Source organism: Pseudomonas sp. FW305-96 (assembly GCF_058783825.1).
In genome coordinates, this window is record NZ_JBYSYW010000037.1 from 1 (window position 1) to 16,096 (window position 16,096).

Consider the following 16,096-nt stretch of genomic DNA (forward strand, 5'->3'; position numbering starts at 1 on the left):
CCATGTGAGAGTAGGTCATCGTCAAGATTCATTTCGCAAAACCCCTATCTGCGCGAGCAGGTAGGGGTTTTGTCTTTTGTGCTTTTGGCAAGTCGATGCGCTCCCTTGTAGGAGCGCGTTGCCTGCAATGCCAACGGTAGCCCTTTTCCTATGCAAGCCCTCGGGGCGTGGCTATCATGCCAGCCTTATTCCGAGTCGAGATTGGCATGCTGAAGTTGTTGAACCTCCTCAAGGATGGCCGGTTCCATTCCGGAGAAGCCCTGGGGGCCGCCCTTGGGGTGAGTCGCAGCGCCGTTTGGAAGCAGCTGCAGCACCTGGAGAGCGAACTGAACCTGACCATTCACAAGGTCCGTGGCCGCGGCTATCAGCTGGCGGCGCCGTTGAACCTGCTCGAAGCGCAGGCGATCGCCAAGTTCTCCCAGGGCGAGCCATGGCCGGTGTTCATTCACGAAACCATCGACTCCACCAATGCCGAAGGGCTGAGGCTGGTCGCGCAAGGGCAGGCTGCGCCGTTTCTGGTGCTGGCCGAGCGCCAGAGTGCAGGTCGCGGTCGGCGCGGGCGCCCGTGGGTCAGTCCTTTTGCCGAAAACCTCTATTACAGCCTGGTCTTGCGCATCGATGGTGGCATGCGTCAGCTCGAAGGTTTGAGTCTGGTGGTCGGCCTGGCGGTAATGCGTACACTACAGGCGTTCGGGCTAAAGGATGTGGGGCTCAAGTGGCCCAACGATGTCCTTGCCGGCGGGCGCAAGATCACCGGGATCCTCCTGGAGCTGGTCGGGGATCCTGCGGACGTCTGCCATGTAGTGCTGGGTATTGGTATCAATGTAAACATGCAGGGCAACGAACAGATCGATCAGCAATGGGCCTCTATGCGCGGCGAAGCTGGGCAATTGGTGGATCGCAACCACCTGGTGGCGGTGCTCAGCCAGCAGTTGCAACACGAGCTTGGTCGCCATCGCCGCTATGGTTTCGCTGCGTTCCAGGAAGAATGGGAACAGGCGCATCTTTGGCAGGGGCGTAAAGTTTCACTTGTCGCGGGCACCTCGCGTATCGAAGGCGTCGCGCTGGGGGTGGATGGCCAGGGCGGCTTGCGTCTGGAGGTCGATGGTGTGGAAAAGAGCTTCAGCGGCGGCGAGCTGAGCCTGAGGTTGCGTGATGATTCTTGAGCTCGATTGTGGAAACAGCTTTATCAAGTGGCGCGTCATCCATTCAGCCGACGCCACCATCAACGGTGGTGGCATCGTGGACTCCGACCAGGCGTTGGTCGCAGCTGTCGCGGGGCTCTCGAGCCTGCGTCTGACTGCCTGCCGCATGGTCAGTGTACGCAGTGAAGAGGAAACTTCATCGCTGTGTGCGCTGATCCAGGCCTCGTTCGGTGTCGAGGCAAACGTGGCCCAGCCTGTGAGGGAAATGGCTGGCGTGCGCAATGGCTATGACGATTATCAGCGCCTGGGCATGGACCGCTGGCTGGGGGCGCTGGGCGCCTATCACCTGGCCAAGCGTGCTTGTCTGGTCATCGATTTCGGCACCGCGGCCAAGGCCGATTTCGTCGCGGCCAATGGTGAGCACCTTGGTGGCTACATCTGCCCGGGCATGCCGCTGATGCGTAGCCAGTTGCGTACCCATACCCGGCGTATTCGCTATGACGACGCGTCGGCCGAGCGCGCCCTGAACAGCCTGGCGCCGGGGCGCTCGACCGTCGAGGCGGTCGAGCGTGGTTGTGTGCTGATGCTCCAGGGCTTCGCCCGTACCCAGATCGAGCAGGCCAGGGCGATCTGGGGTGAGGACTTCACTGTCTTTCTGACTGGTGGAGATGCGCCCTTGGTGCAGGAGGCGGCGCCGAAGGCTCGGATCGTGCCGGACCTGGTATTCGTCGGTTTGGCCATGGCCTGTCCATTGAACTGAGGTGACTGACTATGCGCTGGTTGTTTCTGCTGTTGGTTGTGCTCAACGTCTTTTATTACGTGTGGCATCAGCAGGAAGCTCCCCTGAGGGTCAAGGAAGTCGCCCCGTTGGCTTTGTACAAAGGTTCCCAGCAGGAAATCCGCCTGTTGCGCGAAACCGGAGTTGCGGCGCCCGCCCGACGCCGTGACGAATGTCTGGTTGTTGGGGGGATGACTGCGCCCGAGCAACTCGAGGCGTTGCGTCAGCGGCTGGTCAGTCTGGATATCGCTGCCCTGCCAGTGGTTGGTCAGCTACCGGGTGCCGAGGGGCTATGGCTCAAGGTTGCCCCGGAAAGCGAGCGTTTGCTGGACCCAACTGTGCTCTCGACTCTTTCCAAGGATTTCAAAGACTTAAAACACAAAATTATTTTGTGCGAGGGTATTGCAACTGCTGAATAGCTTGATAGAATGGCGCCCGCTTCACAGGGAACATCACTTAGGTGGTAGATCTGGAGGCAGTGTCAAAGCAGCTAAGTTTCAGATTTGATTGAAAAAATTTGAAAAAACGCTTGACACTGGGGCGGCAGCCAAATAGAATGCCGGCCACATCTGGAGGGATTCCCGAGCGGCCAAAGGGGACGGACTGTAAATCCGTTGCGAGAGCTTCGAAGGTTCGAATCCTTCTCCCTCCACCAGTTTTAGCGAGAGCTGCAAGCTCCGCGGGTATAGTTTAGTGGTAGAACCTCAGCCTTCCAAGCTGATGATGCGGGTTCGATTCCCGCTACCCGCTCCAAGTTTGCTGTTGTTGCACAAAGTGTTTCGCTCTTGTAGCTCAGTTGGTAGAGCACACCCTTGGTAAGGGTGAGGTCAGCGGTTCAAGTCCGCTCAAGAGCTCCATATAAACAAGGCAGATATGAAAATATCTGCCTTTGTTTTATCAGCGGTATGACTATTTCTTCTGCGGAGGACTGTATCGATGGCTAAGGAAAAGTTTGATCGTTCGCTACCTCACGTTAACGTCGGCACTATCGGCCACGTTGACCACGGTAAGACCACTCTGACTGCAGCGCTGACCCGCGTCTGCTCCGAAGTTTTCGGTTCGGCCGTCGTTGAGTTCGACAAGATCGACTCGGCTCCGGAAGAAAAAGCTCGCGGTATCACCATCAACACCGCGCACGTCGAGTACAACTCGAACATTCGTCACTACGCTCACGTTGACTGCCCAGGTCACGCTGACTACGTGAAGAACATGATCACCGGTGCTGCCCAGATGGACGGCGCGATCCTGGTTTGCTCGGCCGCCGATGGTCCGATGCCACAAACCCGTGAGCACATCCTGCTGTCCCGTCAGGTTGGCGTTCCGTACATCGTGGTCTTCCTGAACAAGGCTGACCTGGTAGACGACGCTGAGCTGCTGGAACTGGTCGAGATGGAAGTTCGCGACCTGCTGTCCACCTACGACTTCCCAGGCGACGACACCCCGATCATCATCGGTTCGGCTCGTATGGCGCTGGAAGGCAAAGACGACAACGAAATGGGCACTACCGCTGTCAAGAAGCTGGTAGAAACTCTGGATGCCTACATCCCTGAGCCAGTTCGTGCCATCGACCAGCCGTTCCTGATGCCAATCGAAGACGTATTCTCGATCTCGGGTCGTGGTACCGTTGTTACCGGTCGTATCGAGCGTGGTATCGTCCGCGTTCAGGACGCCCTGGAAATCGTTGGTCTGCGTGACACCACCACCACCACCTGCACCGGTGTTGAGATGTTCCGCAAGCTGCTGGACGAAGGTCGTGCTGGCGAGAACTGCGGCGTTCTGCTGCGTGGTACCAAGCGTGACGACGTTGAGCGTGGTCAGGTTCTGGTCAAGCCAGGTTCGGTCAAGCCGCACACCAAGTTCACCGCAGAAGTCTACGTCCTGTCGAAGGAAGAAGGCGGTCGTCACACTCCGTTCTTCAAAGGCTACCGTCCTCAGTTCTACTTCCGTACCACTGACGTGACCGGTAACTGCGAACTGCCGGAAGGCGTTGAAATGGTAATGCCAGGTGACAACATCCAGATGACTGTCACCCTGATCAAGACCATCGCAATGGAAGACGGTCTGCGTTTCGCCATCCGTGAAGGCGGTCGTACCGTCGGCGCCGGTGTCGTAGCAAAAATTATCGAATAAGTAGTTGATTTACTTGATCAGGCCGGTATAATGGCCGGCCTGATACAGCGTTACAGGTCAGTAGCTCAATTGGCAGAGCGACGGTCTCCAAAACCGTAGGTTGGGGGTTCGATTCCCTCCTGACCTGCCATTCACCTCGGTGTGATTGGCTTTCTTCTTACAGGATCCTCCCCGATGACTCCCAAAACTGAAGCCCAAGAATCGCGTTTCGACTTGTTCAAGTGGCTGGCTGTAGTGGCTTTGGTGGTTGTCGCCGTTGTGGGTAATCAGTATTACTCCGCCTCGCCGATCCTGTACCGCGTTCTTGCACTTCTCGCCCTGGCTGCGGTTGCAGGCTTCGTTGCCTTGCAGACTGCGAAGGGTAAGTCGTTCTTCACGCTGGCGAAGGAAGCGCGGACCGAGATCCGTAAAGTCGTGTGGCCGACCCGCCAAGAAACCACTCAGACCACGCTGATTGTCGTGGCTGTTGTTCTGGTTATGGCACTGCTGCTGTGGGGTCTCGACTCCCTGCTCGGTTGGGCGGTCTCCTTGATTGTTGGCTAAGGGTGTCCCGTGGCTAAGCGTTGGTACGTAGTGCATGCTTACTCGGGTTACGAGAAGCATGTGATGCGCTCCCTGATCGAGCGCGTCAAGCTGGCTGGCATGGAAGACGAATTCGGCGAGATCCTGGTCCCGACCGAAGAAGTCGTTGAAATGCGTAACGGCCAGAAGCGCAAGAGCGAGCGCAAATTCTTCCCTGGCTATGTATTGGTCCAGATGGAAATGAACGAAGGGACTTGGCACCTTGTCAAGGATACCCCTCGGGTCATGGGTTTCATTGGTGGTACCGCAGACAAGCCTGCGCCGATCACTGATAAAGAGGCCGAGGCAATCCTCCGTCGCGTTGCCGATGGTAGTGACAAGCCGAAGCCGAAGACGTTGTTCGAGCCGGGTGAAGTGGTTCGAGTCGTTGATGGTCCGTTTGCTGACTTCAATGGCACCGTCGAAGAGGTTAACTACGAAAAGAGCCGCCTGCAGGTTGCAGTGCTCATTTTCGGTCGCTCTACTCCGGTGGAGCTCGAGTTCGGCCAGGTCGAGAAGGTCTAGCAGGACGAAGCATCCCATACCCCGCAGCCCTATGTGCTGCGGGGTTTTGTCGTCACTGGGATAAAACGCAAGTCATCCGGGGAGCCATCTGGCGTTTGTACCCGATTTTGGAGTAGCTCATGGCTAAGAAGATTCAGGCTTACATCAAGCTGCAAGTAAAGGCCGGCCAGGCCAACCCAAGCCCACCCGTTGGTCCAGCACTGGGTCAACACGGTGTGAACATCATGGAATTCTGCAAGGCCTTCAACGCCCGTACTCAGGGTCAAGAGCCAGGTCTGCCGACTCCAGTGATCATCACTGTCTACAGTGACCGTAGCTTCACCTTCGAAACCAAGAGCACCCCTGCCTCGGTTCTGCTGAAGAAAGCTGCTGGCCTGACCAGTGGTTCGGCTCGCCCGAACACCGTTAAAGTCGGTACCGTTACCCGCGCTCAGCTGGAAGACATCGCGAAAGCCAAACAGGCTGACCTGACTGCCGCTGACCTGGACGCTGCTGTACGCACCATCGCTGGCTCTGCCCGCAGCATGGGCCTGAACGTGGAGGGTGTGTAATGGCTAAGCTGACCAAGCGCCAAAAGGCAATCGCCGAAAAAATCGAAGCAGGCAAGGCCTACAACTTCGAAGAAGCGGCAACTCTGCTGGCCTCGCTGCCTGCTGCCAAGTTCGTCGAGTCCTACGACATCGCCGTCAACCTCGGTGTTGACCCGCGTAAATCCGACCAGGTCGTACGTAGCGCTACCGTGCTGCCGCACGGCACTGGCAAGACCGTACGTGTTGCCGTCTTCACCCAGGGCCCGGCTGCTGAAGCCGCTCTGGCTGCCGGCGCTGACCGCGTAGGTATGGACGATCTGGCTGCCGAAATGAAAGGCGGCGACCTGAACTATGACGTCGTCATCGCATCGCCTGATGCCATGCGTGTTGTAGGTCAGCTGGGTCAGGTTCTGGGTCCTCGCGGCCTGATGCCTAACCCGAAAGTCGGTACCGTTACCCCAGACGTAGCCACTGCCGTGAAAAACGCCAAGGCTGGTCAGGTTCGCTACCGTACCGACAAGAACGGTATCATCCACACCTCCGTTGGCAAGATCGGCTTTGAAGCTGGCAAGCTGAAGGAAAACGTTGAAGCCCTGATCGCTGATCTGAAGCGTATCAAGCCGGCTTCCTCGAAAGGTATCTACGTCAAGCGCGTTACCCTGAGCACCACCATGGGCCCAGGTCTGATCATCGATCAGAGCTCGCTGGACGTGTAAGACCATGCCGGCGGGTGTAAGCTCGCCGGCAGCAAAAATTGGGGTCCCTGCCTGGCGGGGGCTATCCAAGACCGTAGGCGGCGCAAGCCTTAAACAACCAGCCTACGCAGATGGTGCTCCCGGTTCCTTACCGAATCAGACACCAAAACGACATCCGGCTTCGGCCAGATGAAACGGTAACAAGCAGGAGTTTTACCCGTGGCAATTAAACTCGAAGACAAGAAGGCCATCGTCGCTGAAGTCAACGAGGCTGCCAAAGTCGCTCTGTCCGCTGTCGTGGCTGATGCCCGTGGTGTGACTGTAGGCGCAATGACCGGACTCCGTAAAGAGGCTCGTGAAGCTGGCGTATACGTACGTGTCGTACGTAACACCCTGCTCAAGCGCGCTGTTGCCGACACTGAATTCAGTGTCCTCAACGACGCCTTCACTGGCCCGACCCTGATCGCTTTCTCCAACGAACACCCGGGCGCCGCTGCTCGTCTGTTCAAGGAGTTCGCCAAGGGTCAGGACAAGTTCGAGATCAAGGCAGCTGCGTTTGACGGCAAGTTCATTGCAGCGAACCAGATCGACGTGTTGGCTACCCTGCCGACCCGCGACGAAGCCATCGCGAAGCTGATGAGCGTGATTCAAGGCGCTACCAGCAAGCTGGCCCGTACCCTGGCAGCCATTCGCGACCAGAAAGAAGCCACCGCTGCCTAAGGCACCGGAAACTCTTTCAAATCATACGTTTAATTTGATAGCTGCGTAGGCTGTCACCCCAATACAGGATTTAAGTCATGTCTCTGACTAACGAGCAAATCATCGAAGCAATCGGCCAGAAAACCGTTCTGGAAGTTGTTGAGCTGATCAAAGCAATGGAAGAAACCTTCGGCGTTACCGCTGCTGTTGCCGCTGCCGGCCCAGCTGCTGCTGCTGCCGTTGTTGAAGAGCAAACCGAGTTCAACGTTGTTCTGGTTGAAGCCGGCGACAAGAAAGTAAACGTGATCAAGGCCGTTCGCGAGCTGACTGGTCTGGGCCTGAAAGAAGCCAAAGAGAAAGTCGATGGCGCTCCTCAGGTTGTAGCTGAAGGCGTTTCGAAAGAAGCCGCTGAAGACGCTAAGAAGAAGCTGGAAGAAGCAGGCGCTAAAGTCGAGCTGAAGTAATTTCGACTTTGCGATGCCAGCCCGAGCGTCAAGCGAAGGGCTGATGGCTGGTGGCTTATGCCACCGGCCTTTTTCCGTTATTGGTGGCCGATCAGGTCGGCCCCGATAACGAGCTGCAAGACACCCAAGAGGGTGGCGCAAACCAAAGGGTTTGCACGATTTTCTGGCTGCTCCCGCCGGGAGATGCCAAACAAGCAGGTGACCAAGCTGGGGAATGCTGATGGCTTACTCATACACTGAGAAAAAACGTATCCGCAAGGACTTTAGCAAGTTGCCGGACGTCATGGATGTGCCGTACCTCCTGGCCATCCAGCTGGATTCGTATCGCGAATTCCTGCAGGCGGGAGCATCCAAGGATCAGTTCCGCGACGTCGGTCTGCATGCGGCCTTCAAATCGGTATTCCCGATCATCAGCTACTCCGGCAATGCTGCCCTGGAGTACGTCGGCTATCGCCTGGGCGAGCCGGCTTTCGATGTGAAGGAATGTGTCCTGCGCGGTGTGACCTTCGCGGTCCCGCTGCGGGTGAAGGTGCGCCTGATCATCTTCGACAAGGAATCGTCGAATAAAGCGATCAAGGACATCAAAGAGCAAGAAGTCTACATGGGTGAAATTCCCCTGATGACTGAAAACGGTACCTTCGTTATCAACGGTACCGAGCGTGTGATCGTCTCCCAGCTGCACCGTTCGCCTGGTGTGTTCTTCGACCACGACCGTGGCAAGACGCACAGCTCCGGTAAGCTGCTGTACTCCGCGCGCATCATCCCTTACCGCGGTTCGTGGCTGGACTTCGAGTTCGACCCGAAAGACTGCGTGTTCGTACGTATCGACCGTCGCCGCAAACTGCCGGCCTCGGTACTGCTGCGTGCCCTGGGTTACAGCACCGAAGAGGTTCTGAACACCTTCTACACCACCAACGTGTTCCACCTTTCCGGCGAGAAGCTCAGCCTGGAACTGGTACCTCAGCGTCTGCGTGGTGAAGTTGCGGTCATGGATATCCATGACGACAGCGGCAAGGTCATCGTCGAGCAAGGCCGCCGTATTACCGCGCGCCACATCAACCAGCTGGAAAAGGCTGGCGTGAAAGAGCTCGACGTTCCGCTGGAGTACGTACTGGGTCGCACCACCGCCAAGGCGATCGTGCATCCGGCTACCGGCGAGATCATTGCCGAGTGCAACACCGAGCTGACCACCGACCTGCTGGTGAAGATCGCCAAGGCCCAGGTCGTTCGCGTCGAGACGCTGTACACCAACGACATCGACTGCGGTCCGTTCATCTCCGACACCCTGAAGATCGACACCACCAGCAACCAACTGGAAGCGCTGGTCGAGATCTACCGCATGATGCGTCCAGGCGAGCCGCCAACCAAGGACGCCGCCGAGACCCTGTTCAACAACCTGTTCTTCAGCGCCGAGCGTTACGACCTGTCCGCCGTTGGCCGCATGAAGTTCAACCGTCGTATCGGTCGCACCGAGATCGAAGGTTCGGGCGTGCTGAGCAAGGAAGACATCGTCGAGGTCCTCAAGACCCTGGTCGATATCCGTAACGGCAAAGGCATCGTCGACGACATCGACCACCTGGGTAACCGTCGCGTCCGTTGCGTCGGCGAGATGGCCGAGAACCAGTTCCGCGTTGGCCTGGTGCGTGTTGAACGCGCGGTCAAAGAGCGTCTGTCTATGGCTGAAAGCGAAGGCCTGATGCCGCAGGACCTGATCAACGCCAAGCCGGTTGCGGCGGCGGTGAAAGAGTTCTTCGGCTCCAGCCAGCTTTCGCAGTTCATGGACCAGAACAACCCGCTTTCCGAGATCACCCACAAGCGCCGCGTCTCCGCACTCGGCCCGGGCGGTCTGACCCGTGAGCGTGCTGGCTTCGAAGTCCGTGACGTACACCCGACCCACTACGGCCGCGTGTGCCCGATCGAGACTCCTGAAGGTCCGAACATCGGTCTGATCAACTCCCTGGCGGCCTATGCCCGCACCAACCAGTACGGCTTCCTGGAAAGCCCGTACCGTGTGGTGAAGGAAGGCGTGGTCAGCGACGACATCGTGTTCCTGTCCGCCATCGAAGAGGCCGATCACGTGATCGCCCAAGCTTCGGCCGCGATGAACGACAAGAAGCAGCTGATCGATGAGCTGGTAGCTGTTCGTCACCTGAACGAATTCACCGTCAAGGCGCCGGAAGACGTCACCCTGATGGACGTTTCGCCGAAGCAGGTAGTGTCGGTTGCCGCGTCGCTGATTCCGTTCCTCGAGCACGACGACGCCAACCGTGCGTTGATGGGTTCCAACATGCAGCGTCAGGCTGTACCGACCCTGCGCGCCGACAAGCCGCTGGTAGGTACCGGCATGGAGCGCAACGTTGCCCGTGACTCCGGTGTCTGCGTGGTTGCTCGCCGCGGTGGTGTGATCGACTCGGTCGACGCCAGCCGTATCGTCGTGCGCGTTGCCGACGACGAAGTCGAGACTGGTGAAGCAGGTGTGGATATCTACAACCTGACCAAATACACCCGCTCCAACCAGAACACCTGCATCAACCAGCGTCCGCTGGTCAGCAAGGGTGACAAGGTTGCGCGTGGCGACATCATGGCCGACGGCCCGTCCACCGACATGGGTGAACTGGCACTGGGTCAGAACATGCGCATCGCGTTCATGGCGTGGAACGGCTTCAACTTCGAAGACTCCATCTGCCTGTCCGAGCGTGTGGTTCAGGAAGACCGCTTCACCACGATCCACATCCAGGAACTGACCTGTGTGGCCCGTGACACCAAGCTTGGCCCAGAGGAAATCACCGCGGACATCCCGAACGTCGGTGAAGCTGCGCTGAACAAGCTGGACGAAGCCGGTATCGTCTACGTGGGTGCCGAAGTCGGCGCTGGCGACATTCTGGTCGGCAAGGTCACTCCGAAAGGCGAGACCCAGCTGACTCCGGAAGAAAAACTGCTGCGTGCGATCTTCGGTGAGAAGGCCAGCGACGTCAAAGACACCTCCCTGCGTGTGCCGACCGGCACCAAGGGTACCGTCATTGACGTACAGGTCTTCACCCGTGATGGCGTCGAGCGCGACAGCCGCGCCCTGGCCATCGAGAAGATGCAGCTGGACGAGATCCGCAAGGACCTCAACGAAGAGTTCCGCATCGTCGAAGGCGCGACCTTCGAGCGTCTGCGTTCGGCTCTGAACGGCCAGGTGGTTGACGGTGGCGCGGGCCTGAAGAAAGGCACCGTGATCAGCGACGACGTGCTGAACGGTCTGGAGCACGGCCAGTGGTTCAAACTGCGCATGGCCGAAGATGCACTGAACGAGCAGCTGGAAAAGGCTCAGCAGTACATCGTCGATCGCCGTCGCCTGCTGGACGACAAGTTCGAAGACAAGAAGCGCAAGCTGCAGCAGGGCGATGACCTGGCTCCGGGCGTACTGAAGATCGTCAAGGTCTACCTGGCAATCCGCCGTCGCATCCAGCCGGGTGACAAGATGGCCGGTCGTCACGGTAACAAGGGTGTCGTCTCGGTAATCATGCCGGTCGAAGACATGCCGCACGACGCCAACGGTACTCCGGTCGACGTCGTACTGAACCCGCTGGGCGTACCTTCGCGTATGAACGTCGGTCAGATCCTTGAAACCCACCTGGGCCTCGCGGCCAAGGGCCTGGGCGAGAAGATCGACCGCATGATCGAAGAGCAGCGCAAAGCCGCTGAACTGCGCACCTTCCTCACCGAGATCTACAACGAGATCGGTGGTCGTCAGGAGAACCTGGAAGAGTTCACCGACGAAGAGATCATCGCCCTGGCGAACAACCTGAAGAAGGGCGTGCCGATGGCCACTCCAGTCTTCGACGGTGCCAAGGAGCGTGAGATCAAGGCCATGCTGAAACTGGCAGATCTGCCAGAGAGCGGCCAGATGGTGCTGTTCGATGGCCGTACCGGCAACAAGTTCGAGCGTCCGGTGACCGTTGGTTACATGTACATGCTCAAGCTGAACCACTTGGTGGACGACAAGATGCACGCGCGTTCCACTGGTTCCTACAGCCTGGTTACCCAGCAGCCGCTGGGTGGTAAGGCGCAGTTCGGTGGTCAGCGTTTCGGGGAGATGGAAGTGTGGGCGCTGGAAGCATACGGCGCGGCATACACCCTGCAAGAAATGCTCACAGTGAAGTCGGACGACGTGAACGGCCGTACCAAGATGTACAAGAACATCGTGGATGGCGATCACCGTATGGAGCCGGGCATGCCCGAGTCCTTCAACGTGTTGATCAAAGAGATCCGTTCCCTCGGTATCGATATCGATCTGGAAACCGAATAACACGTGACGCGAGGGGAGTGGGCAGGTAATGCCCACTCCCTGCTCCGCCAGGAGGAAAGGCCTTGAAAGACCTACTGAATTTGCTGAAAAACCAGGGTCAAGTCGAAGAGTTCGACGCCATCCGCATCGGTCTGGCGTCGCCTGAAATGATCCGTTCGTGGTCGTTCGGTGAAGTCAAGAAGCCGGAAACCATCAACTACCGTACGTTCAAGCCTGAGCGTGACGGCCTGTTCTGCGCCAAGATCTTTGGCCCAGTCAAGGACTACGAGTGCCTGTGCGGCAAGTACAAGCGCCTCAAGCACCGCGGCGTGATCTGCGAGAAGTGCGGCGTTGAAGTTGCCCTGGCCAAGGTTCGTCGTGAGCGCATGGCGCACATCGAACTGGCCTCGCCGGTTGCCCACATCTGGTTCCTGAAGTCGCTGCCGTCCCGTATCGGCCTGCTGATGGACATGACCCTGCGTGACATCGAGCGCGTGCTCTACTTCGAGAGCTACGTGGTGATCGATCCGGGCATGACCACCCTCGAGAAGGGTCAGTTGCTGAACGACGAGCAGTACTTCGAAGCGCTGGAAGAGTTCGGTGACGACTTCGACGCCCGCATGGGTGCCGAGGCTGTCCGCGAGCTGCTGCACGCTATCGACCTGGAGCACGAGATCGGCCGCCTGCGCGAAGAAATTCCGCAGACCAACTCGGAAACCAAGATCAAGAAGCTGTCCAAGCGCCTGAAGCTGATGGAAGCTTTCCAGGGCTCGGGCAACCTGCCTGAGTGGATGGTCCTGACCGTCCTGCCAGTCCTGCCACCGGACCTGCGTCCGCTGGTGCCGCTGGATGGCGGCCGCTTCGCGACCTCCGACCTGAACGACCTGTATCGTCGGGTGATCAACCGTAACAACCGTCTGAAGCGCCTGCTCGATCTGTCGGCGCCGGACATCATCGTGCGCAACGAAAAGCGCATGCTGCAGGAAGCGGTCGACGCCCTGCTCGACAACGGCCGTCGCGGTCGCGCCATCACTGGCTCGAACAAGCGTCCGCTGAAGTCCCTGGCCGACATGATCAAAGGTAAGCAAGGTCGCTTCCGTCAGAACTTGCTCGGTAAGCGCGTGGACTACTCCGGTCGTTCGGTAATTACCGTAGGCCCGACCCTGCGTCTGCACCAGTGCGGTCTGCCGAAGAAGATGGCCCTCGAGCTGTTCAAGCCGTTCATTTTCGGCAAGCTGGAAATGCGTGGTCTGGCGACCACCATCAAAGCTGCCAAGAAGATGGTCGAGCGCGAGCTGCCGGAGGTGTGGGACGTGCTCGCCGAGGTGATCCGCGAACACCCCGTACTGCTCAACCGTGCGCCTACCCTGCACCGTCTGGGTATCCAGGCTTTCGAGCCTGTGTTGATCGAAGGTAAGGCGATCCAGCTGCACCCGCTGGTCTGCGCCGCGTACAACGCCGACTTCGACGGTGACCAGATGGCCGTTCACGTGCCGCTGACCCTGGAAGCCCAGCTCGAAGCGCGCGCGCTGATGATGTCGACCAACAACATCCTGTCGCCAGCCAACGGTGAGCCAATCATCGTTCCGTCGCAGGACGTGGTACTGGGTCTGTACTACATGACCCGTGAAGCCATCAACGCCAAGGGCGAAGGTCGCGTATTCGCCGACCTTCAGGAAGTCGACCGCGTATTCCGCGCCGGCGAAGCCGCCCTGCACGCGAAAATCAAGGTTCGTATCAACGAAACCGTGAAAGACCGTGATGGCAGCATCACCAAGAACACCCGTATCGTCGACACCACCGTCGGCCGTGCGCTGCTGTTCCAGGTAGTACCGGCCGGCCTGCCGTTCGACGTCGTCAACCAGTCGATGAAGAAGAAGGCGATCTCCAAGCTGATCAACCAGTGCTACCGCGTGGTGGGTCTGAAAGAGACCGTGATCTTCGCTGACCAGCTGATGTACACCGGTTTTGCCTACTCGACCATTTCCGGCGTTTCGATCGGCGTTAACGACTTCGTTATCCCGGACGAGAAAGCCCGCATCATCGGTACCGCTACCGACGAAGTGAAGGAAATCGAGAGCCAGTACGCCTCCGGCCTGGTAACCCAGGGCGAGAAGTACAACAAGGTCATCGACTTGTGGTCCAAGGCGAACGACGAAGTGTCCAAGGCGATGATGGCCAACCTCTCGAAAGAGAAGGTAGTCGATCGCGAGGGCAAGGAAGTCGAGCAAGAGTCCTTCAACTCGATGTACATGATGGCCGACTCCGGTGCGCGTGGTTCCGCCGCTCAGATCCGTCAGCTGGCCGGTATGCGTGGCCTGATGGCCAAGCCGGACGGCTCGATCATCGAGACGCCGATCACCGCGAACTTCCGTGAAGGTCTGAGCGTACTGCAGTACTTCATCTCGACTCACGGTGCTCGTAAAGGTCTGGCGGATACCGCGTTGAAAACCGCGAACTCCGGTTACCTGACTCGCCGTCTGGTAGACGTTGCCCAGGATCTGGTCGTGACCGAGATCGACTGCGGCACCGACCAGGGCCTGTTGATGACCCCGCACATCGAAGGCGGCGACGTTGTCGAGCCGCTGGGTGAGCGCGTACTGGGTCGTGTCATCGCCCGTGACGTATTCAAGCCAGGCACCGAGGACGTCATCGTTCCGGCCGGTACCCTGGTAGACGAGCAGTGGGTCGAGTTCATCGAGCTGAACAGCATCGACGAAGTCGTCGTGCGTTCGCCGATCAACTGCGAAACCCGCTACGGTATCTGCGCCAAGTGCTACGGTCGTGACCTGGCTCGTGGTCACCAGGTGAACATCGGTGAAGCTGTCGGCGTTATCGCTGCGCAGTCGATCGGTGAGCCGGGTACCCAGCTGACCATGCGTACGTTCCACATCGGTGGTGCTGCAAGCCGTACTTCGGCTGCCGACAGCGTCCAGGTGAAGAACGGCGGTATGGTGCGCCTGCACAACCTGAAACAGGTTGAGCGTGCCGACGGTAACCTGGTTGCCGTATCGCGTTCCGGCGAGCTGGCGATTGCCGACGAGTTCGGTCGTGAGCGTGAGCGTTACAAGCTGCCTTACGGTGCCGTGATTTCGGTCAAGGAAGGTGACAAGGTCGAAGCTGGCGCCATCGTCGCCAAGTGGGACCCGCACACCCACCCGATCGTTACCGAGCTGAAAGGTACCGTGACCTTCGTGGGCATGGAAGAAAACATCACCATCAAGCGTCAGACCGATGAACTGACCGGCTTGACCAACATTGAAGTCCTGGACGTCAAGGATCGCCCTGCCGCAGGCAAGGAAATCCGTCCGGCGATCAAGATGGTCGACGCCAACGGCAAGGACCTGTACCTGCCAGGTACCGACGTACCTGCCCAGTACTTCCTGCCGGCCAACGCCCTCGTCGGCGTGGCTGACGGTGCCCAGATCGGCGTCGGTGACGTTATCGCGCGTATCCCGCAAGAAACGTCGAAGACCCGTGACATCACCGGTGGTCTGCCACGCGTTGCCGACTTGTTCGAAGCGCGCCGTCCGAAAGAAGCCTCGATCCTGGCTGAAGTCAGCGGCACCATCGCGTTCGGTAAAGAGACCAAGGGCAAGCGTCGCCTGGTCATCACTCCGACCGACGGTAGCGATCCGTATGAAGAGCTGATTCCGAAGTGGCGCCACCTGAACGTCTTCGAAGGCGAACAGGTCAACCGCGGCGAAGTTATCTCCGACGGCCCGAGCGATCCGCACGACATCCTGCGTCTGCTGGGTGTGAGCGCGCTGGCGAAGTACATCGTCAACGAGATCCAGGACGTTTACCGTCTGCAAGGCGTGAAGATCAACGACAAGCACATCGAGACCATCCTGCGTCAGATGCTGCGCAAGGTCGAGATCTCCGAGTCGGGCGATTCCAGCTTCATCAAGGGCGACCAGATGGAACTGACTCAGGTCCTGGTAGAGAACGAGCGTCTCGCCGGCGAAGACAAGTTCATCTCCAAGTTCACCCGTGTGTTGCTGGGTATCACCAAGGCTTCGCTGTCCACCGAATCGTTCATCTCGGCGGCTTCCTTCCAGGAAACCACCCGTGTACTGACCGAGGCGGCGGTAACCGGCAAGCGTGACTACCTGCGCGGCCTGAAAGAGAACGTGGTCGTGGGTCGTCTGATCCCGGCCGGTACCGGTCTGGCCTATCACAGCGAGCGTAAGCGTCGCCGTGATGCCGACAAACCGCTGCGTGTGAGCGCCAGTGAGGTGGAAGCCGCACTGACCGAAGCGCTGAATTCCAGCGGTAACTAAGTACAGGGCAGGG

Annotated in this window: 12 protein-coding genes and 4 tRNA genes; all 16 read left to right on the top strand. The window is 58.7% G+C overall.

The genetic code is table 11. The features are described from left to right. Window positions 1-206: 206 nt before the first annotated feature. The 16 genes from birA to rpoC all read left to right on the top strand — a co-directional run bounded on the left by birA (window position 207) and on the right by rpoC (window position 16,083). Entirely contained in the window at window positions 207-1,166 is a 960-nt protein-coding gene (gene birA / locus AC3WL2_RS22105; protein WP_102684361.1) for a bifunctional biotin--[acetyl-CoA-carboxylase] ligase/biotin operon repressor BirA, read from the top strand. Beyond that, on the top strand, window positions 1,156-1,905 hold the full coding sequence (locus AC3WL2_RS22110; protein ID WP_102684362.1) for a pantothenate kinase: 750 nt from the start codon (window positions 1,156-1,158) through the stop codon (window positions 1,903-1,905). The genes birA and AC3WL2_RS22110 overlap by 11 nt, the downstream gene beginning before the upstream one ends. 11 nt (window positions 1,906-1,916) lie before the next feature. Continuing rightward, a complete protein-coding gene (locus AC3WL2_RS22115; protein ID WP_102684363.1) occupies window positions 1,917-2,342 on the top strand; it encodes a hypothetical protein in 426 nt (141 codons plus the stop codon). A 152-nt stretch (window positions 2,343-2,494) separates the two neighbouring features. Beyond that, window positions 2,495-2,578, top strand: a tRNA-Tyr gene (locus tag AC3WL2_RS22120). A 24-nt stretch (window positions 2,579-2,602) separates the two neighbouring features. Then, window positions 2,603-2,676 (top strand) — tRNA-Gly (locus AC3WL2_RS22125). Window positions 2,677-2,704: 28 nt separating this feature from the next. Next, a tRNA-Thr gene (locus tag AC3WL2_RS22130) sits at window positions 2,705-2,780 on the top strand. Window positions 2,781-2,859: 79 nt separating this feature from the next. Next, window positions 2,860-4,053: an elongation factor Tu gene (gene tuf / locus AC3WL2_RS22135; RefSeq protein ID WP_038707241.1), complete on the top strand. Its 1,194-nt coding sequence runs from the start codon at window positions 2,860-2,862 to the stop codon at window positions 4,051-4,053. A 54-nt stretch (window positions 4,054-4,107) separates the two neighbouring features. Then, window positions 4,108-4,183 (top strand) — tRNA-Trp (locus tag AC3WL2_RS22140). A gap of 44 nt (window positions 4,184-4,227) precedes the next feature. Continuing rightward, window positions 4,228-4,596: a preprotein translocase subunit SecE gene (gene secE, locus AC3WL2_RS22145; protein WP_023628745.1), complete on the top strand. Its 369-nt coding sequence runs from the start codon at window positions 4,228-4,230 to the stop codon at window positions 4,594-4,596. A 9-nt stretch (window positions 4,597-4,605) separates the two neighbouring features. Further along, complete coding sequence (nusG, locus tag AC3WL2_RS22150; RefSeq protein WP_023628746.1) at window positions 4,606-5,139, top strand: transcription termination/antitermination protein NusG; 534 nt, start codon at window positions 4,606-4,608, stop codon at window positions 5,137-5,139. 119 nt (window positions 5,140-5,258) lie between these two features. Next, window positions 5,259-5,690: a 50S ribosomal protein L11 gene (gene rplK / locus AC3WL2_RS22155; protein ID WP_011531881.1), complete on the top strand. Its 432-nt coding sequence runs from the start codon at window positions 5,259-5,261 to the stop codon at window positions 5,688-5,690. Beyond that, a complete protein-coding gene (gene rplA / locus AC3WL2_RS22160) occupies window positions 5,690-6,385 on the top strand; it encodes a 50S ribosomal protein L1 (protein ID WP_023628747.1) in 696 nt (231 codons plus the stop codon). The genes rplK and rplA overlap by 1 nt, the downstream gene beginning before the upstream one ends. A 198-nt stretch (window positions 6,386-6,583) precedes the next feature. Further along, the gene (gene rplJ, locus AC3WL2_RS22165) at window positions 6,584-7,084 is read left to right on the top strand and encodes a 50S ribosomal protein L10 (protein WP_023628748.1); all 501 of its coding nucleotides are present in this window, start codon (window positions 6,584-6,586) and stop codon (window positions 7,082-7,084) included. 77 nt (window positions 7,085-7,161) lie between these two features. Beyond that, window positions 7,162-7,527 carry a 50S ribosomal protein L7/L12 gene (gene rplL, locus AC3WL2_RS22170; RefSeq protein WP_003255496.1) on the top strand — a complete coding sequence of 122 codons (366 nt, stop codon included), beginning with the start codon at window positions 7,162-7,164 and terminating at the stop codon, window positions 7,525-7,527. 220 nt (window positions 7,528-7,747) lie between these two features. Continuing rightward, window positions 7,748-11,821: a DNA-directed RNA polymerase subunit beta gene (rpoB, locus tag AC3WL2_RS22175; RefSeq protein ID WP_031314438.1), complete on the top strand. Its 4,074-nt coding sequence runs from the start codon at window positions 7,748-7,750 to the stop codon at window positions 11,819-11,821. Window positions 11,822-11,883: 62 nt separating this feature from the next. Further along, window positions 11,884-16,083: a DNA-directed RNA polymerase subunit beta' gene (gene rpoC, locus AC3WL2_RS22180; RefSeq protein ID WP_046857349.1), complete on the top strand. Its 4,200-nt coding sequence runs from the start codon at window positions 11,884-11,886 to the stop codon at window positions 16,081-16,083. Window positions 16,084-16,096 lie beyond the last annotated feature (13 nt).

What these genes read in the sequence shown, in the direction of transcription:
- birA (WP_102684361.1), top strand. Translation starts at nt 207, where the DNA reads ATGCTGAAGTTGTTGAACCTCCTCAAGGATGGCCGGTTCCATTCCGGA.
- secE (WP_023628745.1), top strand. Translation starts at nt 4,228, where the DNA reads ATGACTCCCAAAACTGAAGCCCAAGAATCGCGTTTCGACTTGTTCAAG.
- rplK (WP_011531881.1), top strand. Translation starts at nt 5,259, where the DNA reads ATGGCTAAGAAGATTCAGGCTTACATCAAGCTGCAAGTAAAGGCCGGC.
- AC3WL2_RS22115 (WP_102684363.1), top strand. Translation starts at nt 1,917, where the DNA reads ATGCGCTGGTTGTTTCTGCTGTTGGTTGTGCTCAACGTCTTTTATTAC.
- tuf (WP_038707241.1), top strand. Translation starts at nt 2,860, where the DNA reads ATGGCTAAGGAAAAGTTTGATCGTTCGCTACCTCACGTTAACGTCGGC.
- rplA (WP_023628747.1), top strand. Translation starts at nt 5,690, where the DNA reads ATGGCTAAGCTGACCAAGCGCCAAAAGGCAATCGCCGAAAAAATCGAA.
- AC3WL2_RS22110 (WP_102684362.1), top strand. Translation starts at nt 1,156, where the DNA reads ATGATTCTTGAGCTCGATTGTGGAAACAGCTTTATCAAGTGGCGCGTC.
- rplL (WP_003255496.1), top strand. Translation starts at nt 7,162, where the DNA reads ATGTCTCTGACTAACGAGCAAATCATCGAAGCAATCGGCCAGAAAACC.
- rpoB (WP_031314438.1), top strand. Translation starts at nt 7,748, where the DNA reads ATGGCTTACTCATACACTGAGAAAAAACGTATCCGCAAGGACTTTAGC.